Genomic DNA, 21,561 nt, shown 5'->3' on the forward strand with positions numbered 1-21,561 from the left:
GGTTTGTCTTCCGGATGTTGTTATGGGGGCGGCCGGACCGATTCGGGCACCGGGTCGCGCCCGGTGAGCGCGGCCACGGCATCGGCCGGGCTCACGCGGCCGTCGAGCAGCGCGACCACGCCCTCGGCGATGGGCATTTCCACGCCCAACCCGCGCGCACGCTGCACCACGGTGCGGGCGCAGTAGACGCCCTCGGCCACGTGACCGAGCGAATCGACCGCCTGCGCCAGGGTGCGGCCCTGGGCCAGCAGCAGGCCGACCTTGCGGTTGCGCGACAGGTCGCCGGTGGCGGTCAGCACCAGGTCGCCCAAGCCCGACAGGCCCATGAAGGTGTCGGTGCGGGCGCCGAGCGCGAGGCCGAAGCGGGTCATCTCGGCCAGGCCGCGCGTGATCAGCGCGGCGCGTGCATTGAGGCCCAGCGCGAGGCCGTCGCACAGGCCGGTGGCGATGGCCAGCACGTTCTTGACCGCGCCGCCGACCTCGACGCCGACGATGTCGTCATTGGCATAGACGCGCAGCGCGGGGCCATGGAAGGCATCGACCAGCGCGTCGCGCACGGCGGCATGCGGGCTGGCGGCGACCAGCGCGGTCGGGCGGCCCTCGGCCACTTCCTGCGCGAAGCTCGGGCCGCTGAGCACGCCGGCCAGCAGCTCGGGCGCGACCTGCGCGCGAATCTCGTGGGCCAGCAGGCCGAAGGAGGAAGCGGTGGTGTTCGCGGCCTGCGCGGGCTCCACGCCCTTGCAGAGCCAGGCGACCGGCACGCGGGTGCCGCTGTCGCGCAGGGTCTCGAGCTGCTGGCGCAGCGCCGCCATGGGCGTGGCCACGATGACCAAGTCGGCGCCGGCCTGCGCCTGGCCGATGCCGCCCGCGCGCACCGCGAGCGAGGCCGGCAAGGCCAGCCCCGGCAGGTAGCGGGTGTTCTCGCGGGCCCGGGAGATGGTCTCGGCCTGGGCCGCGTCGCGGGCCCACAGCGTGACCTCGTGGCGGGCGGCCGCGTTGACGGCCACCGCCGTGCCCCAGGCTCCGGCGCCATGAACGCAGATCTTCATCGGCGTCGCGGCGTTGCGTCCGGTCAGGCTTATTGCGTGACGATGGGCGAAGGCTGGCCGGCGGCCTGTGCCTGCTGCTGCTCGTACATGGCCTGGAAGTTGATCTCGGCCAGGTGCACGGGCGGGAAGCCGCCGCGCTGGATCACGTCGGCCACGTTGCCGCGCAGGTAGGGGTAGACGATCTGCGGGCAGGCGATGCCGAGGATCGGGCCCATCTGGTCTTCGGGCAGGTTGCGGATCTCGAAGATGCCGGCCTGCTTGGCTTCGACCAGGAACACGGTCTTGTCGCCGATCTTGGTCTGCACGGTGGCGGACACCGACACCTCGAAGATGCCGTCGGCCACGGGCTGGGCGTCCACGCCGAGCTGGATGTCGACGGTGGGCTGTTCCTGTTCCAGCAGGATCGCGGGCGAGTTGGGTTGTTCGAGCGACAGGTCCTTGAGGTAGACGCGCTGGATCTGGAACACGGGATCTTGGGCTTGCTGGTCGGCCATGGCTGAACTTTCGAGGGTCAAAACAAGGCCCGCCGGGGGATGGTTTCCCGCGGCGGGCCGCAGATGGGTGAACGGGCGATTATCGCCCGGCGATGTGACGGCTTCGGACCGGCGGTCGGCCGGACTCGGATCAGGCCGGCTGGCCCTGCAGCAGCGGCACCAGGCCGCCGCGGCTGTCGAGCGCCATCAGGTCGTCGCAACCGCCCACGTGGGTGTCGCCGATGAAGATCTGCGGCACCGTGCGGCGCTGGGTGATCTCCATCATGGCGATGCGCGCCTGGGGATCGCTGTCGATGCGGATCTCCTCGATCTGCTCGACGCCCTTGGACTTGAGGATCTGCTTGGCGCGTGTGCAGTAGGGGCACACGGCGGTGGTGTACATCTTGACGGCTTGCATGGTTCGTATCTCGGTGGGGTTCAGGCCTTTTCAACCGGCAGATTAGCCGCTTTCCATGCCTTGAGCCCGCCGGACACCGCTTGGGCCTGCTCGTAACCCAGCTTCTTGGCCGCGGCCACCGCACGCTGCGCGCGCGAGCCGTTCTCGCACACCAGCAGCAGCGGCACGTTCTTGTTCTTGACCGTGGAGGCCAGCTTTTCCTCGAGCTGGGCCAGCGGCACGTTCTTGGCGCCGATCATGTGGCCGGCGGCGAATTCCTCGGGATCGCGCAGGTCGACCAGCACCGCGCGCTCGCGGTTGATGAGGTGCACCGCCGCGTCGGCCGTCAGCGTGCCGCCCCCCGCGCCGCGAATCAGCGGCCAGGCCAGCATGGCGCCCGAGCTGAGCACGATCAGGACCAGCATCCAGTTCGCAGTGACGAATTCGATCAATTTCACGAGGGTTCCTTGGAGAGAGGCAAACCCGGGATTTTAGAATGTCGGGTTTACAAAGCGCTGCCAAAGGCCTCCGACATGCACAAACTGGTACTGATCCGCCACGGCGAATCGACCTGGAACCTCGAAAACCGCTTCACCGGCTGGACCGACGTCGACCTGACCGAGACCGGCGTCGAGCAGGCCAAGCAGGCGGGACGGCTGCTGAAGGCCGAGGGCTACGACTTCGACGTGGCCTACACCAGCGTGCTCAAGCGCGCCACGCGCACCCTGTGGCACACGCTCGACGAGCTCGACCGCACCTGGCTGCCGGTGGTGCATTCGTGGCGCCTCAACGAACGCCACTACGGCGGCCTGCAGGGCCTGAACAAGGCCGAAACGGCCAAGAAGTACGGCGACGAGCAGGTGCTGGTCTGGCGCCGCAGCTACAGCACGCCGCCGCCGCCGCTGGAAGCCGACGACCCGCGCAGCGAACGCAGCGACGTGCGCTACGCCAAGCTCTCGCCCGAGCAGATCCCGCTGACCGAATGCCTGAAGGACACGGTGGCGCGCGTGCTGCCGTTCTGGAACGAATCGATGGCCCCGGCCATCCGCACCGGCCGCCGCCTCGTGGTGGCGGCGCACGGCAACTCGATCCGCGCGCTGGTGAAGTACCTGGACGGCATCTCGGACGACGACATCGTCGGCCTGAACATCCCGAACGGCATTCCCCTGGTGTACGAGCTCGACGACGATCTCAAGCCGCTGCGGCACTACTATCTGGGCGATGCCGCCGCCGCCGAGAAAGCCGCCGCCGCGGTCGCCTCGCAAGGCAAAGGCTGAAGCCGCGCTGTAGAAAAACCGTGCCCGCCGCTCCACCCGTGGAACCCCGGCGGGCAATTTGTTTCCAAGCTGTGTATATTGGTTCGACAGCCGACAAGGACATTTACCCATGGGCCAGAAACTCAAGATCACCGGCTGGGTCGCCGCCGGCGCCGTTGCAGGCGTCCTGACCACCGCCTCGCTGCAGACCGTCGCGCGCGGCTCGCTCGCGCCACTGCCGCTCGAGGAACTGCAGCAGCTCGCTGCCGTGTTCGGCATGGTCAAGAGCGACTACGTCGAACCGGTCGACGAGAAGAAGCTGATTTCCGACGCCATCTCCGGCATGGTCGCCGGGCTCGACCCGCATTCCCAGTACTTCGACAAGAAGTCCTTCAAGGAATTCAGGGAAGGCACCACCGGCCGCTTCGTCGGCGTGGGCATCGAGATCTCGCAGGAAGACGGCCTGATCAAGGTGGTCTCCCCGATCGAGGGCTCGCCCGCGTTCCGTGCCGGCCTCAAGCCCAATGACCTGATCACCAAGATCGACGACACCGCGGTGCGCGGCCTGTCGCTCAACGAGGCGGTCAAGCGCATGCGCGGCGAGGCCAACACCAAGGTGCTGCTGACGATCTTCCGCAAGGACGAGAGCCGTACCTTCCCGGTCACGATCACGCGCGAGGAAATCCGCACCCAATCGGTGCGCGGCAAGATGATCGAGCCGGGCTACGGCTGGATCCGCCTGTCGCAGTTCCAGGAGCGCACGGTCGACGACTTCGTGAAGAAGATCGACGACCTGTACAAGGAAGACCCGAACCTCAAGGGTCTGGTGCTCGACCTGCGCAACGACCCGGGCGGCCTGCTCGACGCGGCCGTGGCGGTGTCGGCGGCCTTCCTGCCCGAGAACGCCACGGTGGTCACCACCGATGGCCAGCTCGCCGAGAGCAAGGCGGTCTACAAGGCGGCGCCCGAGTTCTACCAGCGCCGCTCCGGCAGCGACCCGCTGCGCAGCCTGCCGGCCTCGCTGAAGTCGGTGCCGCTGGTGGTGCTCGTGAACGAAGGCTCGGCCTCGGCCAGCGAGATCGTCGCGGGTGCGCTGCAGGACCACAAGCGCGCCACCATCATGGGCAGCCAGACCTTCGGCAAGGGCTCGGTGCAGACCGTGCGCCCGCTCGGCCCCGACACCGGCCTGAAGATCACCACCGCGCGCTACTACACGCCCAGCGGCACCTCGATCCAGGCCAAGGGCATCGTGCCGAACGTGCTGGTCGACGAGAGCGCCGAGGGCAGCCCCTTCGCCGCGCTGCGCATGCGCGAGGCCGACCTCGAGAAGCACCTGGCCAGCGGCCAGGGCCCCGAGGTGAAGGACCCCGAGCGCGAGAAGGCCCGCGACGAGGCCCGCAAGCGCCTCGAGGAAGAAGCCAAGAAGCCGCCGCAGGACCGCAAGGTGCCCGAGTTCGGCTCCGACAAGGACTTCCCGCTGGTGCAGGCGCTCAACCGCCTCAAGGGCCAGCCGGTGCTGGTCAGCAAGACGCAGGTGATCGTCGACAACAAGGAAGAGAAGAAGGAGAACTGACCGGCCGGGGCGCGAGCCCCTTCCGGACGCTCCGACTTCGCATCCCACCGCAGGGGACCGGCCAGACCGGTCCCTTTTGCTTTCTCCCCCGCCATGAACGAAGACGACGACCTGCTGCGCTATTCGCGCCACATCCTGCTCGAGGAGTTCGGCATCGATGGCCAGGCGCGCGTGAGCGCCGGCCGGGTGCTGGTGATCGGCGCCGGCGGGCTGGGGTCGCCGGCCGTGCTCTACCTCGCGGCGGCGGGCGTGGGGCGCATCGTGCTGGTCGACGACGACGAGGTCGACCTGACCAACCTGCAGCGCCAGGTCGCCCACACCGAGGCGCGCGTGGGCCAGCCCAAGGTGGCATCGGCGGCGCAGGCCATGCGCGACATCAATCCCGGCATCGCCATCGAGACCCACGTGCTGCGCCCCGACGCCGAGCAGCTGTCGGCGCTGGTCGCGGCGGCCGACGTGGTGCTCGACTGCACCGACAACTTCGTGACGCGCCAGGCCGTCAACCGCGCCTGCGTGGCGCACGGCAAGCCGCTGGTGGCGGGGGCCGCGATCCGCTTCGACGGGCAGCTCAGCGTGTACGACGTGCGCGATCCGGCCTCGCCCTGCTATGCCTGCCTGTTCCCGCCCGACGCGGCCTTCGAGGAGACGCTGTGCGCGGTGCTCGGGGTGTTCGGACCGGTGGTCGGCACCATCGGCACCCTGCAGGCGCTCGAGGCGCTCAAGCTGCTCGCGGGCATCGGGCCGTCGCTGGCGGGCCGGTTGCTGATGTTCGACGGGCGCAGCGCCTCGTTCGACACGCTGCGCGTGGCGCGCGATCCGCACTGCGGCGTCTGCGCGGCACAGCGCGCCGCACCCTAGTCAGCCCCGCTCGGGGTCAGGGCTGCTGCTTCGCGCCCTTGGCCCGCGCCGCGCCATTGGCGGCGGCGCCGGCGGTCGGCTTGTTGGCCTGGGCCAGCACCGCCTTGCAGTCGGAATCCTCGCCGGGGCCGGTCTCGATGGTCGCGGCCAGCGCCAGCAGCGGGTTGACCGCACCCAGCGCCAGGGCCGCCAGTCCACGGCCGGCCAGCGGCCCGACCTGCAACCCGCCCTTGGGATCGCCGAAGCTGCCGCTGACCACCAGCGGCGTGCGGATCGACAGCAGGCTCTTGCTCTTGGGCTCCTGGTGGATCACGAAATCCAGCCCCTCGGTGGCGAAGTTGGCCTGCCCCGTCGCCGTGAACAGCGCATTGGTGGTGTCCACCAGCAGGGTGCGGCCGGTCGCCAGCCCCTTGTTCACGTCGAAGGCCACGGCCGCGCAGCGCAACTCCACGTCGCGGTCGCCGCGCAGCAGGAACTTGAGGATGTCGCCACCCACCAGCGTCGCGAACACCGGCAGCAGGTTGCCGAACTGGCCGCGGCCGGCCAGCACCGCCACGTCGCCCGAGGCGCCGCCGAGCCAGTTGGCGACGGTGCTGCCCGAGCCCGAGAGGTTGATGCGGCCGTCGAGCCGGCCCAGGCTGTTGCCGGTGGTCTCGAGCTTGGGGAACAGCCGCGCCAGCTGCATTGCACGCACGTCGAGCGCGGCACGGATGTCGGCCGGGTTCTTCGAGCCGTCGATGCGGATCGCGCCAGCCAGCTTGCCGCCGGCCACGCCGAGCTCGAGCGGGTCGAGCGTGAGCACGCTGTCCTTGAGCTTGACCTGCACGCTGCCGCTGTCGAGCGGGACCTCGCGCACGTTGCGGATGCGCTCGGCCGTGTACTTCACGTCGGCATTCATCGCGCGCAGGCGCTCGAAGTCCAGCGGCGCGGTCGGCAGCACCTTGCCGCCCGGGCGCTTGACCTGGGTCACGGTCGGCGGCGGCGCCACGCCCTCGACGGTGGCGGCGGTGCGCGCGGTGGGCGGCAGGCCGATCAGCGGACCGAGGTCGTCCATGTCCATCACCTTGGAGCGCAGCTCGCCCGCGAGGTAGGGCACCTGGGCGGCCTGGTCGAAGCGCATGTCGCCGCCGATGTCGGACAGGCCCAGCTTGCCCTGCAGCGCCTTGGCCTCCCACAGGCTGCCGCGCTTGCTCAGGGTGCCGCGCACCGCGTAGGGCGAGGTCTGCGGCAGCGCGATGCCCAAGAGCGGGAACAGCGCGCCCAGCGTCTGGCCGCGGATGTCGAACTTGGCATCGATGCCGTCGAGGTCGGCGAGCGAGCCCACGGTGCCGCTGGCCTTGAGCTTGGTCTGGCCGGCGGCCGCGTCGATCTCGAGCGGGAACGGCGGCGCGCCGGCCGCGTTGATCTGCATCACGTTGCCGGTGCGGCCCTGGGCCGTGAGCGGCTGGCCCTTGTAGCGGCCCTTGATGCGGTAGTGCACCGGCAGCGCGCCGCGCGCGGTGTCGTAGCTGACGTCGGCATGGATGTCCACGCCCAGGTGCTTGGCCAGGAAGTCGATGGCGCCGCCGTCGATCTCGATGGTGCCGATCACGGGCGCGGTGCCGGCGTCGGAGGTGTCCTTGCCGAAGGCCCAGGTGCGCCGGCCGTCGGCTTCCATCTGCAGGCCCACGGTGGGCGAGGCGAGCACCAGCCGCGGGATCTCGATGCGGCGCGAGACCAGCGGCCAGAGGCGGATGTCGAACTCCGCGCGCTCGGCCTTCACGAGGTAGGGATCGCGCGCCCACGAGGGGTTGGCGAACTCGATGCCGTCGAACTTGACGGTGGCGCGGCGCCAGCCGAGATCGACGTCGAGCCTCCGCGTGATCTCGAACTTGCGGCCGGTCTTCTCGCTCACGTAGCGGTTGACCGGCTCGCGCAGCACGTCCCAGGGGAAGAACAGGATGGCGATCACCAGCGCCGCGAACAGCGCGAGCAGCAGCACGATCAGCTTCTGCCACAGCGGAAATCTGCGCGGGAGGGTGCGGGTGTGATCCATCGCCATGTCTGCATGATGACCGCATCGCGCGCGCCGTCCAGGTCGGCGCAGGGCCGCAACCCGCGTACGGCATCACCTACCGCGCGCCGAGCGACGCCAGGGCCCGCGCCTGCGGGTGCGTCGGAACCCGCCTACAGATGCCTCGCACTGAACCCTGCATGATGCGCGGCAGGGAGGCCTCATCGTCCAGAGCCCGGTCCAGCCAGCACCAGCCCTCTGCCTCAGAGCGCCGGCCGCGCGGCACACATCATTCGGGCAACGTCGGAGGAAGCGCGGTTCGTCATGGATTCCAGATTGAAGACCTACATCGTCGAGGACAACCTCACGATCCGTGAAAACCTCATCGGCACCCTGGAAGAACTGGCGCGCACCGTGGTGGTCGGCTATGCGGAAACCGAAGACCACGCGATCGAATGGCTGCGCACGCATGCCGCCGAATGGAACCTCGCGGTGGTCGATCTCTTCCTCAAGCAGGGCAGCGGGCTGGGCGTGCTGAAGGCCTGCACCGAGCGGCGCCCCGAACAGAAGGTGGTGGTGCTCAGCAACTATGCGACGCCCGACATCCGCAGGCGTTGTGCGCAGTTCGGCGTGGACGCGGTGTTCGACAAGTCCAACGAGATCGACGCGCTGGTCGATTTCTGCCTGCGCGCGGTGGCGGCGCAGCCACCGGGGCCGGGCTGAGCCCCGGCGCGAACGGTGGCTCTCTCAGTCGATCAGCTTGTTCTTGAGGGCGTAGTACGTGAGGTCGCTGTTGGAGGAGAGGTTCATCTTCTCCATCAGCCGCGTGCGATAGGTGCTCACGGTCTTCACCGACAGCGACAGCGTCTTGGCGATGTCGCCCGCGGTCTCGCCCTTGGCCAGCTTCAGGAACACCTGGAACTCGCGCTCCGAGAGTTGCTCGTGCGGCGCGGCGTCGTCCTTGCGGTCGAGCTGGCGGGCCAGCAGTTCGGCGACGGCGGGGGTGATGTAGCGGCGGCCCAGCGCGATGGTCCGGATCGCGTTGACGATCTCCATCGGATCGCACTCCTTGTTGAGGTAGCCGCTCGCGCCCTGCCGGATCAGGTTCATCGCGTAGTGCTCCTCGGGGTACCCGCTCAGGATCAGGATGCCGACGTCGGGCGCCTTGGCACGGATCATGGCGAGCGCATCGATCCCGCTTTGCCCCGGCATCGACAGGTCCATCACCAGCACGTCGAGTTCGGTCGTGCGCACGAGTTCGATCGCCTCGCGACCGCTGGCGGCCTCGCCGGCCACGCGCAGATCCACGTGCTCGGAGAAGAACTGCCTGAGGCCCGATCGCACGATGGCGTGGTCGTCCACAATTCCAATTTTGATCATCTGTTACTTTCGTCGTTGTGTTGCCGGTCCGCGGGCCGCAACATGCCGGTTCCCTGATCGTTGTCAATTATTCACGATCTTGTCTTGAAAGCGGACTCAATAGTTTCATGCGTTGGCTAGCCTTCCCCCAAATGGCCCTGAGCCTGCTGCTCGCGGCACTGGCGGCGCTGGCGCTCGTCGGCATCAACGAGGCGGGCTACCGGCAGTCCAGTATCGCCCTGGCCGAGATCGACGCCGCCCAGAAGGTGCGCAGCGTGCTCAATCAGCTGCTGCAGAACATCCTCGATGCAGAAACGGGCCAGCGCGGCTATCTGCTGACAGGGGAAGCCGCCTATCGGCAACCCTACGACAACGCCATCCAGCAGATCGACGGCAACCTGGCGAGCCTGCGCCAGCAGTATGCCGGCCGGCCGGCCGAGACGGCCCAGCTGGCCGAGCTGTCGAAACACGTGCTGCGCAAGGTGTCCGAGATGGACATGAGCGTGCGCCTGCGCTCGGACGGCAAGGAGGACGCCTGGAAGTTCGTCATCACCACCGACGTCGGCCGCGAGGAGATGGATTCCATCCGCGAGAAGGCCCGGGGCCTGGTGGAGCTCAGCAACAAGACCCTGCACGACAGCCAGACCCAGGTGATGCTGTCGCTGCGGCTGGCGCGCTTCGGCACCAGCATCGTGGCGCTGGCGGCCCTGTTCGCCTTCTTCCTGTACCTGCGCCAGACGCACGTGCTGCGCTCGATCGGCGAGCGCCAGCAGGAGACCCTGCAGCGCGAGCGCAATGCCCTCGAGGACGAGGTGCGCGAGCGCACCACCTCGCTGGCCGAGCTGGCGACCCACCTGCAGGACGTGCGCGAGACCGAGCGCGGCTTCCTGGCGCGCGAGCTGCACGACGAACTGGGCTCGCTGCTGACCGCCGCCAAGCTCGACGTGGCGCGGCTCAAGTCGCGGCTGGCCGATTCGCCCGATGCGATCCAGCGGCTGCAGCATCTGACCGAGCTGCTCAACAGCGGCATCGCGCTCAAGCGCCGCATCATCGAGGACCTGCGCCCGTCCTCGCTGGCCAACCTGGGGCTGGTGGCCTCGCTCGAGATCCTCGGGCGCGAGTTCGGCGAACGTTCGGGCATCCACGTCGACATGCAGCTGGAGCCGGTCAGCACCGACGAGTCACGCCAGCTCACCATCTACCGGATGGTGCAGGAGAGCCTGACCAACATCGGCAAGTACGCCGAGGCCACCGAGGCCACGATCTCGATGAAGGACCACGGCACGCACGTGGTGGTCGAGGTGGTCGACAACGGCAAGGGCTTCGACGCCCTGAAGATGCGCCCGTCGACCCACGGCCTGGCCGGCATGCGCCACCGCGTGGAAGCGGCGCACGGCAAGCTCACGGTGGAATCGACGCCCGGGCACGGCACGCGCATCGCGGCGATGCTGCCGGTGGCATAGGCCCGAAGCCCTGCCTGGTGTGCCGGCGCATTCGTGCCGGATTTCACGCGATTCCACGGGCGGCCGGGCGGACTCGGCCATCTCCTACGCCCCGCCCCCCCTGCCACTGACAGGTCCGCCATGGGCCGACCCTTAATGTCTGTCCATGCCGTGTTACTCCCCATCGGACACGCGGCTTTTCCAACAACGAGGGCAGCCTCCAAGGAGTTCCGCATGTTGCACTACGCAGTGGTCTTTCTGGTCATCGCGCTGATCGCCGCCTTGTTCGGCTTCGGCGGTATCGCCGCCAGCGCCGTCGGCATCGCCAAGATCCTCTTCGTGATCTTCGCCGTACTCGCCATCGCGAGCTTCCTGGCCGGCTTGCTACGAAGCAAGTAGCGTCGGTACGATTCACAGGCTCTCGCAAATCATTCCCGGAAAGGACTTTTCATGAACACGACCAAGACCCCCCAGCAACTCGCCGATGACGCACGCCAGACCGCCAACGACGCTGTCGATACCACGCGTGCCTATGCACAGAATGCGGTGAATGCGGCGGGCGAAAAGGTCCGCGAGCTGCGTCGCGACGCGGAACCGGCGGTCGAACAGCTCGCAGCGCGCGTGCAGCAGGCCGTGCAGCGCGGCCTCGATGCCGCATCGACCACCAGCGCCCGCGCCCAGCGCCGCCTCGAACAGGCCGCCGACTCGACCGGCCGCTACATCTCCGACCAGCCCGTGCGCTCGGTGCTGATCGCCGCCGCGGCCGGTGCCGCCATCACCGCACTGATCGTGCTGGCCAGCCGCCGTCGGGACGACTATTGATCGCCTGAAGCATCGGCCCCGCTCCGCAGCACCATGCTTCATCCGATCTTTTCCACGGTGCTCGGGCACCCGGAGCTCATCGCCGAACACATCGCCAACTACGCGGCCCTGGTCCGGCAGGAGTCGGGCACCGCGGCCCGCGGGTTGATCGCCCGCATCGTCGCGGGCATCCTGGCCGCAGCCACCTTCGTGCTGGCGCTGGGACTCATCGGCGTGGCGGTGCTGCTGGGCGTGCTGCACGGCAGTTTTCATTGGGTGCTGATCGCGGTCCCCGGCGTGGCGCTGGCGATCGCCGCGATCTGCGCCTGGATCGCATCCCGTCCCTTCATCGCCCATGGGTTCGACGATCTGCGTGCGCAGGTCGACGCCGACCTGCAGGCCCTTCACGAAGCCGGAGGCCGCCATGGCCGGCACTGATCCCCGCGCCGTCCTGAGCCCCAAGGAACGGCTGGCGCTGTCGCGCCGCGCGCTGGTGCGCGAACTCAACGGCGGACGCGAACCCGAGCCGGAACCGCGCACCCCGCAGCAGGAACGCGCCCGGCGCGATGCCGAAGCTGCCTTCGCGCAGTCCGATCCCGACGATGCCGGCGCCGCCTTCGAAGGCCAGCGCGCGCACGATCCGGGCGATGGACGCGGCGGCAATGCCCGCGTCTGGGCCTCGGTCGCGCGCAGCATGGCCGAGCGCTGGTGGCGCCGCCATCCGGCGCACGCGGCGGGCCAGTTGGCCCGGCCGCTGCTCGAGCGCTACGCGCGCAAGGAGCCGGCCAAGCTGATGGCCATTGCAGCGGCCACCGGCGCTGTGGTGGTGCTGGTCAGGCCCTGGCGGCTGCTGTCGGTGACGGCAGTGCTGGCCGCGGTGCTCAAGACTTCCGACCTGGCCGACATCGTGAACACGCTCATGCAGCAGAAAACAACTCCCCCACGAAAGGATCCCCCATGAAAGCCAATGCCTCCACTCCGGCGAAGGACCACCAGCACTTGGTGCTGGACCAGAAGGGCCTCGATGCCGCAGCCCACAGCCTCGACGACGGCGCCGTCACCCCGGCCTACGGCCCGTGGCGCGACGACATCGTCAAGCTGCTGAACGACGCGCTCGCCACCGAGCTGGTCTGCGTGCTGCGCTACAAGCGCCACTACTTCACCGCCAACGGCGTGGAGTCGCCGGCCATCGCCGACGAATTCCTGGTGCATGCCAACGAGGAATCGGCGCATGCCGACCGCATCGCCGAACGCATCGTGCAACTGGGTGGCGAACCCGATTTCGCGCCCGAGCACCTGCGCGAACGCAGCCATGCCGGCTACGACGAATCGACCGACCTGCAAGCCATGGTGCGCGCCAACCTCGTGGCCGAGCGCATCGCTGTCGAGTCGTACCGCCAGATGATCAACCTGATCGGCGACAAGGATCCGACCACCCGCCGCATGCTCGAGGACATCCTCTCGGACGAGGAAGAGCACGCCGACGAGCTGAAGGACTGGCTGGGCCACTGACACCCGCCACCGCCCAAGAAAAAGCCCGGACATGCCGGGCTTTTTCTTTGGGGGCGGGAGGAAACGAGTCCGAAGACTCGAAAAACTCAGCCCTTCACCTCGAGCCGGTTGTCGACCGAGGTCACGCCCTGCACGCCCTTGGCGATCTGCTCGGCGCGCTCCTTGGCGGCGGCGCTCGGCGCGGGGCCCTGAAGGCTCACTGCGCCGGCCTTGGTGTCGACATCGATCTTGATGGCGCTGAGGTCGGGATCCTTCGCCAGGCCGGCCGAGATGGCGGCGGTGATGGCCGCGTCGTCCACCGTGTTCGCGACGGCGCTGCCGGCGTCCTTCACGGCTTCCTTCGCGTTGGCGGCACCGTCCTTCACGCTCTGCGAGTCGATCCGGGTCTTGGCCTCCTCGGCCATCTTCACGGTCTTGTCGCGCGCGGTGTCGACGGCCTGCTCGGTGCGCGCCACAGCGCTGTCGAGCTTCTCGCCGGCGGTGCGGCCATCGTTCTTGTCGCAGGCGGCCAGCGCGAGGCTGCCGCCGGCGATCGCCAGCACGGCGAGCCAGGTGCGCGTGCGCGAAGCGGGCGACTGTATCGAAATGGTCATGGGAACCTCCACATCGATGGAATGAAAAGAAAAAAGGCTGCGCGCCCGCGGGCCGCAGCCATGTCGCCTCAGAGCTTGTCGGCGCCGGACTTGATCGCGTCCTTGGCCTTTTCCTTCACGTCGCCGTAGGTGCTCTGCACCTTGCCGGCGGCCTGGTCGGCAATGCCCTCGCCTTCGAGCTTCTCGTTGCCCACGACCTTGCCGGCGACTTCCTTGAGCTTGCCCTTGGCCTGGTCGACGCGGCCTGCCACTTGATCCTTGTTCATTGCGATGTCCTTCCTGATTCGGTCACGAAGCACCCGGAGGTCGGGCGCATGGGCCGGCGGCCCATGACGTCAATCTAGCGACCGGATCGGGCCGCTGCGCCGCGACGGCGGCTCGAAGCGCTGTAGGACAACCGGGCCCGGCCGGGGTCAGGCGGAGACGATCCAGCCCTCGAGCGGATCGATGTCCGTGGGCAGGCCGTAGCCGGGGCCCGCGCTGTCCGCGCGCTGCAGGCCCCAGGCCGCCTGCACGAGGCACAGCACGGCATCGAGGTCGTCGCCGCGCGGGTCGTCGAGCAGCTCGCGGCGTTGCCCGGCCGAGAGCACGAGGCGCAGGCCGAGCCGCGTGCGGCCGGCCTCGAGCGCGGCCAGCAGTTCGGCGCGCGCCGCGCGGCGCTCGGGCGTCTGCCTGGCGAGCTCGTCGCTCTTGTAGCTGCGGCGGCCGATGAGTTCGCGCGCCAGCAGCCCGGGGTAGGCCTCGAGCGCCACCCGATCGGCCGGCTGCACCGCGCGCAGCCCCGGCAGATGGGCACCGGCCGACAGCAGCGGCGGCACCCCGGCGTGCAGCATGAAGGCCACCGGCGGATTGACCCACTTCATCGACGGACTGGAACCCGCGGGCGCATCGGTGGCGCGGTGCGCGAACTTGCCGCCGACCGGCCGCGCGGCGCAGAAGGCCGCGAAGGTCTCGCGGATCTCGGCGCGGGTGAGCGCGGCGTAATGCGCGATCAGCGGCTCGAAGTCCGTGGGCCACCCCAGGTGCTCGACCAGTTCGCGCGGCAGGCTGAACGGAAAGTCGAAACCGCCGACCCAGGCCGGCGTGGTGTGCAGCCAGCGGCTCCAGGCATCGAGCGTGCTGAAGCGCCGCAACTCGTGCAGCGCCACGGCGCCATCGGGGATCGGTTCGCCGATGGCGACCACGATCGGCTTGCGCGCGGTTGGTGCGCTCGAGAAGTCGCAGCCGATCAGCAGCGGGCCCGGGCGCGTCCGCTTCATGGCTCAGCCCAGCGCGAGCGCCACCACGCCCGCGGCGATGAAGAGTGCGCCCAGCAGGCGCAGCAGCCGGTCGCCCTCGCGCAGCAGGTGGCCGCCAATCAGCGCCGCGAACAGCATCGACACCTCGCGCGCGGGCGCCACGTGCGAGATCGGCGCCTGCTGCACCGCGTAGAGCACCAGCACGTACGACACCGGGCTCACGGCCGCCACCACCAGCGCGTACTTCCACTGCGCGCGCCACATGCGCGCGGTGGTGGCGCGGTCGTGCAGCGCGGCCGGCAGCAGCAGCACCAGACGCACGAGGTTGCCGAAGTAGTCGAGCAGGATCGGCGACATCGCGAGGAACTTGACGGCGTAGCTGTCGGCCACGGTGTAGGCCGCGATGAAGCCGCCGGTCAGCACGCCGTAGCGGATGCCCTTGTGCACGCGCTCGCGCTGCGCCGGATCGTGCGCCTTGTGCCAGAGCTTCGGGCCACCGGCGACCAGGAACACGCCACCCACCACGCCCACGATGCCCGCCACGCCCACGAGGCTGATCTTCTCGCCGAGGAACAGCACCGCCACCAGCGACGACAAGAGCGGCCCCGAGCCCCGCGCCAGCGGATAGACCACCGTGAGGTCCGACTTGCGGTAGCCGCGCAGCAGCACGATGAAATAGAAGATGTGCAGCACGCCGCTGAGCACGACGAAGCCCCACTCGGTCGCGCCCCAGTGGGGCACCACGTTCCAGCCCAGCACGATGCCCACGGGCGCCCAGATGAGCATGTTGAACACGCTGGTCTGGAAGCTGAAGCGCACGTCGCCGTTGGCCTTCTTGGCGACGATGTTCCAGCCCGCGTGGATGAGCCCTGCAAGCAGGATCAGCGCGAATGCGGAAAGAGGCACGGGATCAGATCAGGGAAGTCGCTCGCCCACCGGCCGGCAGGCAACAAAAAGGGGGCCGAAGCCCCCGACGCATTTCAGTGGCGCCCGACGATGGCCGCCGTGGCCATCAGCTCCTCGAGCAGCGCCAGCGAGACCTTGCCCGAGACCTTGTACGGATCGAGCTCGGGCTTCTCGGAATACTTCAGCAGCGTGGAGGCGTTGAGCTTGGAGAGGTTGACCTGCCCCATGGTCCAGCCGCCGAAGCGGCGCTCGAAGATTTCCTCGTAGTGCAGCAGCACCACGTCCTTGTGGCGCGCGTCGCGCTGGATGTGGCCGTAGAGCTCGCTGATCGCCATGCGGCCGCCTTCGATCGCCTGCAGGAAGGTGCCGCCGCCGTAGCAGAGGATGCCCGTGATGCCGCAGGTCGTGTTGTGCGAGCGCGATTGCGTGAGGATCGCTTCGATGGCCGCGGGGCTGGTGTCGACGGCGCGGCTGGCGTAGAGGAGTCGGACCAGCATGTCAGCTCTTTCGGGGCAGGAGAGACAGGAATTCGCGGCGCAGGCTCGGGTCCTTGAGGAACACGCCACGCATCACGGAATTGATCATCTTGCTGTCCATTTCCTTCACGCCGCGCCAGGCCATGCAGAAATGCTCGGCCTCCATCACCAGCGCGAGGCCGTCGGGCTGGGTCTTTTCCTGGATCAGGTCGGCCAGTTGCACCACGGCCTCTTCCTGGATCTGCGGACGGCCCATCACCCATTCGGCGAGGCGCGCGTACTTCGACAGGCCGATGACGTTGGTGTGCTCGTTGGGCATCACGCCGATCCAGAGCTTGCCGATGATCGGGCAGAAGTGATGCGAGCAGGCGCTGCGCACCGTGATCGGGCCGACGATCATCAGCTCGTTGAGGTGCTCGGCATTGGGGAATTCGGTCAGCGAAGGCGGCGGCACGTAGCGGCCGCGGAACACCTCGTTGACGTACATCTTGGCCACGCGCCGCGCGGTGTTGTCGGTGTTGTGGTCGTTCTCGACGTCGATCACCAGGCTGTCGAGCACGCCCTTCATCTTGACCTCGACCTCGTCGAGCAGGGCCTCGAGCTCGCCGGGCTGGATGAACTCGGCGATGTTGTCGTTGGCGTTGAAGCGCCGGCGCGCCGCGTGCAGGCGTTCGCGGATCTTCACGGAGACGGGCGTGCCCTCGTCGTCGTCTTTGGGAACGGGGAGCGTGTCCACTTCGGTTTTCCTCAGCATTGGGCCATCGTACCAGTGAATGCATGCCCGCCGTTCGGGCCGCGAATGCCCGTCCCTTCTGCCGGCCTTGCTATCAATTCGGCAGCAAGAAGTCGGTAACCAGCGGCAGGTGGTCCGACATGCGGGCCCAGATCGGGCCGCGCGGCACGCTGCTGGTCAGCGGTTCGATCTCGCGGCCGTAGATGAAATCGAGCTGCGCCACCGGCAACCGAGAGGGATAGGTCAGCGTGCGCGGGCCGCGCAGGTCGCTGGTGTCGCGCAGGCCCATGGCGTTCATCGCGTAGCGCATGCGCGCGCCCCAGTCGTTGAAGTCGCCGGCCACCACCACCGGCTCGCCGTTCGGCACCTCGCGCTCGATGAATTCGCGCAGCCGCGCCACCTGCCGCACGCGGCTGCCCTTGATGAGCCCCAGATGCACCACGATGGCGTGCACCGGCCGCCCTTCGACCTCCATCACCACGTGCAGCAGGCCGCGCTGTTCGAAGCGGTGGTCGGAGATGTCCTGGTGGTTGGTGCGCAGCACCGGCCAGCGCGTGAGCAGCGCGTTGCCGTGCTCGCCGTGGCGCGTGATGGCATTGGTCTCGTAGACCGCCGTGTAGCCCTCGGGCGCGAGGAAATCGGCCTGCGGCAGCTCGGGCCAGCGCGGAAAGCGCACCGCCGCCTGGCGGTTCATCTTGCGCACTTCCTGCAGGCAGACGATGTCGGCGTCGAGCTGCTCGATGGCATGGCCGAGGTTGTGGATTTCGAGCCGCCGCGCGGGCCCGATGCCCTGCACCCCCTTGTGGATGTTGTAGGTGGCGACCCGGAAGTTGGGCGTCTGCGAGTTCATCGCGCAAATTCTGGCAGCAACAGAATGGCTTCGGCGTTCGATGGGGAAAAGCAGGCATCGGCGGCCTCGCGGTACGGCAGCCAGCGCCAGTCGGTGTGCTCGCGCGGCGCCAGCACCGGCACGACGCGCTCGGGCACGCACAGGCCGAACAGATGCTCGGTGTTGTGCGTGACGCCCGGCGCATAGCGCGCACGCCAGCGCGGATAGATCTCGTAGACGTTGCGCAGGCCCCAGTCGACCAGTTGCGCCGCGAGCGCACTGCCCTGCCCGCACAGGATGCCGGTCTCCTCCGCGACCTCGCGCGCGGCCGTGAGCGCCAGCGGCTCGTCCTCCGCGTCCTTGCTGCCCGTGACCGACTGCCAGAACTCGGTCTCGGCGTCGGCGCGGCGGATCAGCAGCACGTCGAGGGCGGGCGTGTGGATCACGACCAGTACGGACTGAGGGATCTTGAAGGGGCGCGTATCAGAAGCCACTGAGCACGGCATCCATGGCGGCTGCGACCTCACTGGCGCGGGAAGCGAACGAAGCGACGGGCTTCTTGAGAAGCTTGGCCGACAGAGGGGCCGCCAGGTGCGGCATCAGGGACAAGGTCTCCCCGCCCATTTCCACCGGCGGGCACAAGTTGACCGGTGCCTGGCGCGCGCCGACGCGAAACACGGGAATGACAAGGCGGGTCGACAAGTGATCGAGCAGGCCGCTTTGCACGTCGACGACGTAGGGAACCGTCCGGCGCGCTTCAGGCCGAGGGTTCTCGTAGATGTCGAACTGCGCCATTCAAGACGATTCCTGCCAGGACACCATCCCCTCGCACCACAACCCCTGCTTCTCCACCAGTTCGTTCTGCTCGGCGATCCAGTCCTTGTATTGCGCATTGAACTCGCGCTTGCGCTGAGCCATCGATTTCTTCTGCTCCAGCGCTTCGAGTTCCGCGAAGCGCGCCGCAGAAACGAGAACGACCGCCACGCGGTCGTTCTTCATCACATGCACCGGCTCACGCTCGGCCTGGCCGAGGTAGTAGCCGAATCGGTTCTTGGCTTCGGTGGCGGTGATCTGCATGGCTGGCTCCCGGGGAGTGATTAGCCATTTTAGCCACCGCTCTTCCCGGGACAAGCGCCGCCGATCAGGCCGCTTGCTGCGGCTGCACGTTGCGCAGCCGGATGTGCAGTTCGCGCAGCTGCTTCTCGTCGACCGGGCTCGGCGCCTGCGTCAGCAGGTCCTGCGCGCGCTGGGTCTTCGGGAAGGCGATCACGTCGCGGATCGACTCGGCGCCGGTCATCAGCATGACGAGGCGGTCCAGGCCGATGGCGATGCCGCCGTGCGGCGGCGCGCCGTACTGCAGCGCGTCGAGCAGGAAGCCGAACTTGAGCTGCGCGTCTTCCGCGTTGATCTTGAGCGCGCGGAACACCTTGCTCTGCACTTCCTCGCGGTGGATACGCACCGAGCCGCCGCCCATCTCGATGCCGTTGAGCACCATGTCGTAGGCCTTGGCGATGCACTTCTCGGGCGCGGTGTCCATGAGGTCCTCATGGCCGTCCTTCGGTGCGGTGAACGGGTGGTGCACGGCGCTCCAGCGCTGGCCTTCCTCGTCGAACTCGAACATCGGGAAGTCCACCACCCACAGCGGTGCCCAGCGGTCGTCGAACAGGCCGGTCTTCTTGCCGAAGGCGCTGTGGCCGATCTTCACGCGCAGCGCGCCGATGGCGTCGTTGACCACCTTCTCCTTGTCGGCGCCGAAGAACAGGATGTCGCCGTTGCGCGCGCCGGTGCGGGCGATGATCTCGGCCAGCGCGTTGTCGTCGAGGTTCTTCACGATCGGGCTCTGCAGGCCCTCGCGGCCGGCCGCCGCGTCGTTGATCTTGATGTAGGCCAGGCCCTTGGCGCCGTAGATCTTCACGAACTCCTGGTAGGCGTCGATCTCGCCGCGCGACAGGCCGCCCTCGGCACCGCCGCCCGGCACGCGCAGCGCGACCACGCGGCCGCCCTTCATCGTGGCGGCGTTCGAGAACACCTTGAATTCCACGCGCTTCATCAGCTCGGTGAGTTCGGTGAACTCGAGCTTCACGCGCAGGTCGGGCTTGTCCGAGCCGTACTTGAACATCGCCTCGCCGTAGGTCATGGTCGGGAACACCGGCAGCTCGATGCCCGCGGCGTTGCGGAACACGTTGCGGATCATGCCTTCGAACATCTCGCGGATCTCTTCCTCCGCGAGGAACGAGGTCTCGATGTCGATCTGCGTGAATTCGGGCTGGCGGTCGGCGCGCAGGTCCTCGTCGCGGAAGCACTTCACGATCTGGTAGTAGCGGTCGTAGCCGGCCACCATCAGCAGCTGCTTGAACAGCTGCGGCGACTGCGGCAGCGCGAAGAAGCTGCCGTCGTGCACGCGGCTGGGCACCAGGTAGTCGCGCGCGCCTTCGGGCGTGGACTTGCCGAGCATCGGGGTCTCGATGTCGATGAAGCCGTTGGCGTCGAGGAACTTGCGCGTTTCCATCGTCACCTTGTAGCGCAGCATCAGGTTGCGCTGCATCGCGGGGCGGCGCAGGTCCAGCACGCGGTGCGTGAGGCGCGTGGTTTCCGACAGGTTGTCGTCGTCCAGCAGGAACGGCGGCGTGACCGAGGGGTTGAGCACCTTGAGCTCGTGCGCGAGCACTTCGATCTTGCCGCTCTTGAGCTGGTCGTTGGTGGTGCCTTCGGGGCGTGCGCGCACCAGGCCCGTGATCTGCACGCAGAACTCGTTGCGCAGGTTCTCGGCGACGGCGAAGGTCGAGGCGCGATCGGGGTCGCACACCACCTGCACGTAGCCTTCGCGGTCGCGCACGTCGATGAAGATCACGCCGCCGTGGTCGCGGCGACGGTTGACCCAGCCGCAAAGGGTGACGGTCTGGCCCAACAGGGCTTCGGTCACGAGACCGCAATAGTGAGTACGCATGGCCATGGCTAGATTCCGGCGCCGTTGCGGCGCGTTCGTTTTTATGGGTTGGACGGTTTGGTCGTCGCGATGCTGGCGGGGCTGCCGGGAACGACGACCCCCATCGAGACGATGTACTTGAGCGCCTCGTCCACGCTCATCAGGAGCTCGATGCAGTCGCTGCGCTTGAGCATCACGAAGTAGCCGCCCGTGGGATTGGGCGTGGTGGGCACGTAGACGCTGAGGAATTCCTCGTTGCCCAGGTGTTCCGCGACCTCGTTGCCGGGCGCGCCGGTGACGAAGGCGATGGTCCACACGCCCTCGCGCGGCCACTGCACCAGCACCGCGGTGCGGAAGGCGTTGCCGTTCTCGGAGAACAGCGTGTCGGAGACCTGCTTGACGCTCGAGTAGATCGAGCGCACCACTGGGATGCGGCGCACCACGGCGTCGCCCCAGCCGAGCAGGCGTTTGCCGACGAAATTGCTCGCGGCGGCACCCACCACCAGCAGGATCGCCAGCGTGAGCAGCACGCCCAGGCCGCGCACCCGGTGATCGCTGAGCCAGACCTGCCACTGCTCGGGCAGCAGCCACAGCGTCTGGTCGAGCGTGCCGATGATCCAGTTCAGCACGCCGAGCGTGATGACCAGCGGCACGATCACCAGCAGGCCGGACAGCAACCATTTGCGCAGGGCGAGCATCGGGAGGTTTCTTCTCTGGAGAGCGACGGGCGGTTCGGCGCCTCAGTCGGCGCTCTTGGCGGCCGGCGCGGGCGCAGGGGCCGGCGCGGGAGCCGGGCTGGGCGCGGCGGCGGGTGCATCGGCGGACTTGGCGGCGCCGTCGCCCGAGGCGGCCGGCGCGGTGGCGGCTTCGGACTTCTTGCCGCCGCCGTCACGGAAGTCGGTGACGTACCAGCCCGAGCCCTTGAGCTGGAATCCGGCCGCCGTGACCTGCTTTTCGAATGCGCTCGCGCCGCATGCCGGACACACCGTGAGCGGCGGATCGGACATCTTCTGCAGGGCATCCTTGGCGAAGCCGCAGGCGCTGCACTTGTAGGCGTAGATGGGCATGGGAAATCGAGTGGGGAAAGCGACCGGGCGGCCGCTCGCAAAGCCCTCGATTATAGGGGCGCCCCCCGGCCGGCCGGCGC

29 protein-coding genes are annotated in these 21,561 nt (G+C 68.4%); 10 read left to right on the top strand and 19 right to left on the bottom strand.

The window, feature by feature from the left end:
* Positions 1-20: 20 nt before the first annotated feature.
* From R0232_RS28435 to R0232_RS28450, 4 genes are all read right to left on the bottom strand, one after another.
* Positions 21-1,049, bottom strand: coding sequence for an NAD(P)H-dependent glycerol-3-phosphate dehydrogenase (locus R0232_RS28435; protein WP_208507606.1), 1,029 nt, complete (start codon positions 1,047-1,049; stop codon positions 21-23).
* Between the two features lie 29 nt (positions 1,050-1,078).
* The gene (gene secB, locus R0232_RS28440) at positions 1,079-1,543 is read right to left on the bottom strand and encodes a protein-export chaperone SecB (protein WP_057592035.1); all 465 of its coding nucleotides are present in this window, start codon (positions 1,541-1,543) and stop codon (positions 1,079-1,081) included.
* A gap of 130 nt (positions 1,544-1,673) precedes the next feature.
* Positions 1,674-1,940 carry a glutaredoxin 3 gene (gene grxC, locus R0232_RS28445; RefSeq protein ID WP_093340951.1) on the bottom strand — a complete coding sequence of 89 codons (267 nt, stop codon included), beginning with the start codon at positions 1,938-1,940 and terminating at the stop codon, positions 1,674-1,676.
* 20 nt (positions 1,941-1,960) lie between these two features.
* On the bottom strand, positions 1,961-2,344 hold the full coding sequence (locus R0232_RS28450; protein ID WP_281077002.1) for a rhodanese-like domain-containing protein: 384 nt from the start codon (positions 2,342-2,344) through the stop codon (positions 1,961-1,963).
* 108 nt (positions 2,345-2,452) lie between these two features.
* On the opposite strand from R0232_RS28450, the gene gpmA reads away from it, so the two are divergent.
* The 3 genes from gpmA to R0232_RS28465 all read left to right on the top strand — a co-directional run bounded on the left by gpmA (position 2,453) and on the right by R0232_RS28465 (position 5,606).
* A complete protein-coding gene (gene gpmA, locus R0232_RS28455) occupies positions 2,453-3,196 on the top strand; it encodes a 2,3-diphosphoglycerate-dependent phosphoglycerate mutase (protein ID WP_093340953.1) in 744 nt (247 codons plus the stop codon).
* A 109-nt stretch (positions 3,197-3,305) separates the two neighbouring features.
* Positions 3,306-4,748 (top strand): S41 family peptidase, encoded by a 1,443-nt coding sequence (locus R0232_RS28460; protein ID WP_093340955.1) that lies wholly within the window; start codon positions 3,306-3,308, stop codon positions 4,746-4,748.
* A 93-nt stretch (positions 4,749-4,841) separates the two neighbouring features.
* Entirely contained in the window at positions 4,842-5,606 is a 765-nt protein-coding gene (locus R0232_RS28465; protein WP_208507605.1) for a HesA/MoeB/ThiF family protein, read from the top strand.
* Between the two features lie 16 nt (positions 5,607-5,622).
* Here R0232_RS28465 and R0232_RS28470 read toward each other — a convergent pair whose 3' ends face one another.
* Entirely contained in the window at positions 5,623-7,641 is a 2,019-nt protein-coding gene (locus R0232_RS28470; protein ID WP_431510256.1) for an AsmA family protein, read from the bottom strand.
* 282 nt (positions 7,642-7,923) lie between these two features.
* On the opposite strand from R0232_RS28470, the gene R0232_RS28475 reads away from it, so the two are divergent.
* Positions 7,924-8,322 (top strand): response regulator, encoded by a 399-nt coding sequence (locus R0232_RS28475; protein WP_208507603.1) that lies wholly within the window; start codon positions 7,924-7,926, stop codon positions 8,320-8,322.
* A 24-nt stretch (positions 8,323-8,346) separates the two neighbouring features.
* Here R0232_RS28475 and R0232_RS28480 read toward each other — a convergent pair whose 3' ends face one another.
* Positions 8,347-8,979, bottom strand: a complete 633-nt coding sequence (locus tag R0232_RS28480; RefSeq protein WP_057592041.1) for a response regulator — start codon at positions 8,977-8,979, stop codon at positions 8,347-8,349.
* Positions 8,980-9,110: 131 nt separating this feature from the next.
* On the opposite strand from R0232_RS28480, the gene R0232_RS28485 reads away from it, so the two are divergent.
* From R0232_RS28485 to R0232_RS28510, 6 genes are all read left to right on the top strand, one after another.
* Positions 9,111-10,421, top strand: coding sequence for a CHASE3 domain-containing protein (locus R0232_RS28485; protein WP_296787548.1), 1,311 nt, complete (start codon positions 9,111-9,113; stop codon positions 10,419-10,421).
* 213 nt (positions 10,422-10,634) lie between these two features.
* Positions 10,635-10,799, top strand: a complete 165-nt coding sequence (locus R0232_RS28490) for a DUF1328 domain-containing protein (protein WP_082321940.1) — start codon at positions 10,635-10,637, stop codon at positions 10,797-10,799.
* A 51-nt stretch (positions 10,800-10,850) separates the two neighbouring features.
* Positions 10,851-11,222, top strand: coding sequence for a hypothetical protein (locus tag R0232_RS28495; RefSeq protein ID WP_093340961.1), 372 nt, complete (start codon positions 10,851-10,853; stop codon positions 11,220-11,222).
* 33 nt (positions 11,223-11,255) lie between these two features.
* A complete protein-coding gene (locus R0232_RS28500) occupies positions 11,256-11,639 on the top strand; it encodes a hypothetical protein (RefSeq protein ID WP_093340962.1) in 384 nt (127 codons plus the stop codon).
* Positions 11,626-12,162 carry a hypothetical protein gene (locus R0232_RS28505; protein WP_431510257.1) on the top strand — a complete coding sequence of 179 codons (537 nt, stop codon included), beginning with the start codon at positions 11,626-11,628 and terminating at the stop codon, positions 12,160-12,162. The genes R0232_RS28500 and R0232_RS28505 overlap by 14 nt, the downstream gene beginning before the upstream one ends.
* Complete coding sequence (locus R0232_RS28510) at positions 12,159-12,713, top strand: ferritin-like domain-containing protein (protein WP_208507600.1); 555 nt, start codon at positions 12,159-12,161, stop codon at positions 12,711-12,713. The genes R0232_RS28505 and R0232_RS28510 overlap by 4 nt, the downstream gene beginning before the upstream one ends.
* 86 nt (positions 12,714-12,799) lie before the next feature.
* On the opposite strand, the gene R0232_RS28515 is transcribed toward R0232_RS28510, so the two are convergent.
* From R0232_RS28515 to R0232_RS28575, 13 genes are all read right to left on the bottom strand, one after another.
* On the bottom strand, positions 12,800-13,306 hold the full coding sequence (locus tag R0232_RS28515; protein ID WP_296787542.1) for a BON domain-containing protein: 507 nt from the start codon (positions 13,304-13,306) through the stop codon (positions 12,800-12,802).
* A gap of 68 nt (positions 13,307-13,374) precedes the next feature.
* Positions 13,375-13,572 carry a CsbD family protein gene (locus tag R0232_RS28520; protein ID WP_208507598.1) on the bottom strand — a complete coding sequence of 66 codons (198 nt, stop codon included), beginning with the start codon at positions 13,570-13,572 and terminating at the stop codon, positions 13,375-13,377.
* A 147-nt stretch (positions 13,573-13,719) separates the two neighbouring features.
* Positions 13,720-14,565, bottom strand: a complete 846-nt coding sequence (locus R0232_RS28525; protein ID WP_431510258.1) for a DUF429 domain-containing protein — start codon at positions 14,563-14,565, stop codon at positions 13,720-13,722.
* Positions 14,566-14,568: 3 nt separating this feature from the next.
* Positions 14,569-15,450, bottom strand: a complete 882-nt coding sequence (locus R0232_RS28530; RefSeq protein ID WP_208507597.1) for an EamA family transporter — start codon at positions 15,448-15,450, stop codon at positions 14,569-14,571.
* A gap of 74 nt (positions 15,451-15,524) precedes the next feature.
* On the bottom strand, positions 15,525-15,947 hold the full coding sequence (locus R0232_RS28535; protein ID WP_093340973.1) for a BLUF domain-containing protein: 423 nt from the start codon (positions 15,945-15,947) through the stop codon (positions 15,525-15,527).
* 1 nt (position 15,948) lies between these two features.
* Complete coding sequence (gene folE / locus R0232_RS28540; protein WP_093340974.1) at positions 15,949-16,680, bottom strand: GTP cyclohydrolase I; 732 nt, start codon at positions 16,678-16,680, stop codon at positions 15,949-15,951.
* Between the two features lie 73 nt (positions 16,681-16,753).
* Entirely contained in the window at positions 16,754-17,509 is a 756-nt protein-coding gene (locus R0232_RS28545; protein WP_093340976.1) for an endonuclease/exonuclease/phosphatase family protein, read from the bottom strand.
* A complete protein-coding gene (gene nudB, locus R0232_RS28550) occupies positions 17,506-17,982 on the bottom strand; it encodes a dihydroneopterin triphosphate diphosphatase (protein WP_203202626.1) in 477 nt (158 codons plus the stop codon). Before nudB ends, R0232_RS28545 begins: the two co-directional genes overlap by 4 nt.
* Complete coding sequence (locus R0232_RS28555; RefSeq protein ID WP_431510259.1) at positions 17,972-18,283, bottom strand: CcdB family protein; 312 nt, start codon at positions 18,281-18,283, stop codon at positions 17,972-17,974. The genes nudB and R0232_RS28555 overlap by 11 nt, the downstream gene beginning before the upstream one ends.
* Positions 18,284-18,565 (bottom strand): type II toxin-antitoxin system prevent-host-death family antitoxin, encoded by a 282-nt coding sequence (locus R0232_RS28560; RefSeq protein WP_431510260.1) that lies wholly within the window; start codon positions 18,563-18,565, stop codon positions 18,284-18,286.
* 64 nt (positions 18,566-18,629) lie between these two features.
* Complete coding sequence (gene aspS / locus R0232_RS28565) at positions 18,630-20,441, bottom strand: aspartate--tRNA ligase (protein WP_208507593.1); 1,812 nt, start codon at positions 20,439-20,441, stop codon at positions 18,630-18,632.
* A 35-nt stretch (positions 20,442-20,476) separates the two neighbouring features.
* A complete protein-coding gene (locus R0232_RS28570) occupies positions 20,477-21,112 on the bottom strand; it encodes a DUF502 domain-containing protein (protein WP_093340983.1) in 636 nt (211 codons plus the stop codon).
* A gap of 42 nt (positions 21,113-21,154) precedes the next feature.
* Positions 21,155-21,481 carry an FmdB family zinc ribbon protein gene (locus R0232_RS28575; RefSeq protein WP_296787535.1) on the bottom strand — a complete coding sequence of 109 codons (327 nt, stop codon included), beginning with the start codon at positions 21,479-21,481 and terminating at the stop codon, positions 21,155-21,157.
* Positions 21,482-21,561 lie beyond the last annotated feature (80 nt).

The organism is Variovorax sp. DAIF25 (assembly GCF_050711835.1).
In the GTDB taxonomy this organism is placed as follows: domain Bacteria; phylum Pseudomonadota; class Gammaproteobacteria; order Burkholderiales; family Burkholderiaceae_C; genus Variovorax.

Coding starts and splice junctions, on each gene's coding strand:
- R0232_RS28555 (WP_431510259.1), bottom strand. CDS start 18,283: ATGGCGCAGTTCGACATCTACGAGAACCCTCGGCCTGAAGCGCGCCGG.
- R0232_RS28480 (WP_057592041.1), bottom strand. CDS start 8,979: ATGATCAAAATTGGAATTGTGGACGACCACGCCATCGTGCGATCGGGC.
- R0232_RS28510 (WP_208507600.1), top strand. CDS start 12,159: ATGAAAGCCAATGCCTCCACTCCGGCGAAGGACCACCAGCACTTGGTG.
- R0232_RS28465 (WP_208507605.1), top strand. CDS start 4,842: ATGAACGAAGACGACGACCTGCTGCGCTATTCGCGCCACATCCTGCTC.
- R0232_RS28545 (WP_093340976.1), bottom strand. CDS start 17,509: ATGAACTCGCAGACGCCCAACTTCCGGGTCGCCACCTACAACATCCAC.
- secB (WP_057592035.1), bottom strand. CDS start 1,543: ATGGCCGACCAGCAAGCCCAAGATCCCGTGTTCCAGATCCAGCGCGTC.
- gpmA (WP_093340953.1), top strand. CDS start 2,453: ATGCACAAACTGGTACTGATCCGCCACGGCGAATCGACCTGGAACCTC.
- R0232_RS28500 (WP_093340962.1), top strand. CDS start 11,256: ATGCTTCATCCGATCTTTTCCACGGTGCTCGGGCACCCGGAGCTCATC.
- aspS (WP_208507593.1), bottom strand. CDS start 20,441: ATGGCCATGCGTACTCACTATTGCGGTCTCGTGACCGAAGCCCTGTTG.
- R0232_RS28535 (WP_093340973.1), bottom strand. CDS start 15,947: ATGCTGGTCCGACTCCTCTACGCCAGCCGCGCCGTCGACACCAGCCCC.
- grxC (WP_093340951.1), bottom strand. CDS start 1,940: ATGCAAGCCGTCAAGATGTACACCACCGCCGTGTGCCCCTACTGCACA.
- R0232_RS28485 (WP_296787548.1), top strand. CDS start 9,111: ATGGCCCTGAGCCTGCTGCTCGCGGCACTGGCGGCGCTGGCGCTCGTC.
- R0232_RS28575 (WP_296787535.1), bottom strand. CDS start 21,481: ATGCCCATCTACGCCTACAAGTGCAGCGCCTGCGGCTTCGCCAAGGAT.
- folE (WP_093340974.1), bottom strand. CDS start 16,680: ATGCTGAGGAAAACCGAAGTGGACACGCTCCCCGTTCCCAAAGACGAC.
- R0232_RS28560 (WP_431510260.1), bottom strand. CDS start 18,565: ATGCAGATCACCGCCACCGAAGCCAAGAACCGATTCGGCTACTACCTC.
- R0232_RS28570 (WP_093340983.1), bottom strand. CDS start 21,112: ATGCTCGCCCTGCGCAAATGGTTGCTGTCCGGCCTGCTGGTGATCGTG.
- R0232_RS28525 (WP_431510258.1), bottom strand. CDS start 14,565: ATGAAGCGGACGCGCCCGGGCCCGCTGCTGATCGGCTGCGACTTCTCG.
- R0232_RS28505 (WP_431510257.1), top strand. CDS start 11,626: ATGGCCGGCACTGATCCCCGCGCCGTCCTGAGCCCCAAGGAACGGCTG.
- R0232_RS28475 (WP_208507603.1), top strand. CDS start 7,924: ATGGATTCCAGATTGAAGACCTACATCGTCGAGGACAACCTCACGATC.
- R0232_RS28470 (WP_431510256.1), bottom strand. CDS start 7,641: ATGGATCACACCCGCACCCTCCCGCGCAGATTTCCGCTGTGGCAGAAG.
- R0232_RS28490 (WP_082321940.1), top strand. CDS start 10,635: ATGTTGCACTACGCAGTGGTCTTTCTGGTCATCGCGCTGATCGCCGCC.
- R0232_RS28515 (WP_296787542.1), bottom strand. CDS start 13,306: ATGACCATTTCGATACAGTCGCCCGCTTCGCGCACGCGCACCTGGCTC.
- R0232_RS28520 (WP_208507598.1), bottom strand. CDS start 13,572: ATGAACAAGGATCAAGTGGCAGGCCGCGTCGACCAGGCCAAGGGCAAG.
- R0232_RS28450 (WP_281077002.1), bottom strand. CDS start 2,344: ATGCTGGTCCTGATCGTGCTCAGCTCGGGCGCCATGCTGGCCTGGCCG.
- R0232_RS28435 (WP_208507606.1), bottom strand. CDS start 1,049: ATGAAGATCTGCGTTCATGGCGCCGGAGCCTGGGGCACGGCGGTGGCC.
- R0232_RS28495 (WP_093340961.1), top strand. CDS start 10,851: ATGAACACGACCAAGACCCCCCAGCAACTCGCCGATGACGCACGCCAG.
- R0232_RS28460 (WP_093340955.1), top strand. CDS start 3,306: ATGGGCCAGAAACTCAAGATCACCGGCTGGGTCGCCGCCGGCGCCGTT.